Here is a 1,932-nt window from a genome sequence, read left to right on the forward strand (position 1 = left end):
GCGTCAATCGATTTACGTCAATTTACATCAACAAAAGGCAATACTGTTTACGTTGATGTTGATGGGCAAAAAGCTATTAAAGCAATGTTCTCAAACGATTCGTCAACAAGATACCGTCAACAAAAAGATAATGTTGACGACAACAAAAAAGATGCGGTTGATGGACAAGATGAAGTGAAATTCCTTCGAAATTTAGTATCAGAAATGCAATCTGAAAAGAAAGAGTTACATAAGTTACTAGATCAGCAACAAAGATTGGCCTTACAGGACAAACAACTGCTCGAAGAATACAAGGCAGAAAATGACAGCTTAAAAGCTCTCAAAATGCCCTCACAGGAAACAGAATTCAAACACTTAGACAATCAATATAAAGATGAAGTGAACGCTCTTAAAGAGCATTTGGAAACTTTGCTGGAGCAAATCAAAGATCAAAAAAGGATAGAAGAACAAGAAAAACCAAGAAAATGGTGGGAACTATGGCGAAAATAGATGATTCAGTTAAAATGTAACACCTGAATTAAGTTCTGCAAGCAAGGGATTAATTGGCTTACTTATGTTTATTGGTCGTGTTGGAATATTTACAATCATTTACTCTCTTAATACTAAAAATAGAGAAGAAGCTCTCTATAAATATCCTGAAGAAAATGTAATGGTCGGATAATCTGGAGTGATGACAGTTAAAATTTTTAAAAGAAGTATAAGGATGAATTATGAAAAATAATTATGAATTTACCCCGATAGAGTTTAGGGAAAAAATATTACAAGATTTAGAAATTAGAATTAGCGATTCAATAATATTAGTGTGTGCTATTTTAATTGCTTCAATTGGATTAAATATGAATTCTAATGCTGTAGTCATAGGAGCTATGTTAATTTCACCTGTTATGACACCAATATTAGCCTTAGGATATGGTCTGTCTGTTTTAGACTCTTTTGTAGTAAGAAAGTCTGCTAAATTATTACTCTTAGAAGTAGCGGTCAGCATAATCGTATCCTCACTTTATTTTATGATATCACCCATCAGTTATCCGAGTAGCGAAATTATTTCAAGAACAAGTCCAACCATCTGGGATGTTATCATCGCTTTTGCAGGTGGAGTGGCAGGAATCATTGGTGCAAGAAAAAAACAAGCTAATAATATTGTTCCAGGAGTGGCAATAGCTACAGCTTTAATGCCACCTTTATGTACTATTGGGTATTCAATTTCAGTATTAAAATGGGAATATTTTTTAGGGTCGTCTTATTTATTCGTTATCAATAGTGCTTTCATTATCATTGCGACAGTTATTGGTATCAGAGTGATGAAATTTCCAGTACATTATAAAGTGAGTACAAACAAAAATAGAATTAACCTTTTCTTGTTAGTAATTTCTATATTAATCATGATCCCAAGTATTATTTCTGCTTCATCTTTAGTTCAGGATAGTGTTCGTAAATATACCATTAACAATTTTTTGAAAAATGAATTTAAAGATTACGTTATTTTGGATCAGAATTATAAAAACTCGCAGAATAAGCTTGTTTTAACAGTGTCTGGTAAAAAAATAAATGCCTCTAAAATGAATAATTTAAAAGAAAGTTTATCTAGTTACGGGCTAAAAAAAGTGACATTAGAGGTAATTCAAATACCAGAATTAGGAAATTTGAAGGGTGAGGAACTTTCTAAGTATCTAGATCAATATATACAAAATAAGTTAGATGAAAACACCGACAAGAATATTGAAAGTAAAAAAGAAAAAAATGATAGTTCAAAACAGATTAATGAATAAGGCTCCATTATACCGTTACCTTCTTTGGATGAACAAAAACAAATATCTAACTTTGTTTTAAAGTTAGACAACACTATCACTCTTCATCAACGTAAGTTAGATTTGTTGAAAGAACAGAAAAAAGGCTTTTTACAAAAGATGTTTGTTTAGGGTCTATAATTAG

The 1,932-nt window shown here is 31.3% G+C and carries 3 protein-coding genes and 1 pseudogene; all 4 read left to right on the forward strand.

From position 1 onward, the window contains the following. The coding region (locus LSE01S_RS10530) for a RepB-like protein (protein WP_061777583.1) at positions 1–489 on the forward strand (489 nt) is incomplete at its 5' end. Between the two features lie 13 nt (positions 490–502). Further along, positions 503–661: pseudogene (locus tag LSE01S_RS11160) on the forward strand (TrkH family potassium uptake protein); the annotation flags it as partial. A gap of 49 nt (positions 662–710) precedes the next feature. Beyond that, the gene (locus LSE01S_RS10535) at positions 711–1,769 is read left to right on the forward strand and encodes a DUF389 domain-containing protein (RefSeq protein WP_035146988.1); all 1,059 of its coding nucleotides are present in this window, start codon (positions 711–713) and stop codon (positions 1,767–1,769) included. Positions 1,770–1,778: 9 nt separating this feature from the next. Then, the gene (locus LSE01S_RS10865) at positions 1,779–1,919 is read left to right on the forward strand and encodes a restriction endonuclease subunit S (protein ID WP_268872591.1); all 141 of its coding nucleotides are present in this window, start codon (positions 1,779–1,781) and stop codon (positions 1,917–1,919) included. The last annotated feature ends 13 nt before the right edge of the window (positions 1,920–1,932 follow it).

Source organism: Levilactobacillus senmaizukei DSM 21775 = NBRC 103853, from assembly GCF_001592085.1.
GTDB lineage: Bacteria > Bacillota > Bacilli > Lactobacillales > Lactobacillaceae > Levilactobacillus > Levilactobacillus senmaizukei.

Coding starts and splice junctions, on each gene's coding strand:
- LSE01S_RS10535 (WP_035146988.1), top strand. CDS start 711: ATGAAAAATAATTATGAATTTACCCCGATAGAGTTTAGGGAAAAAATA.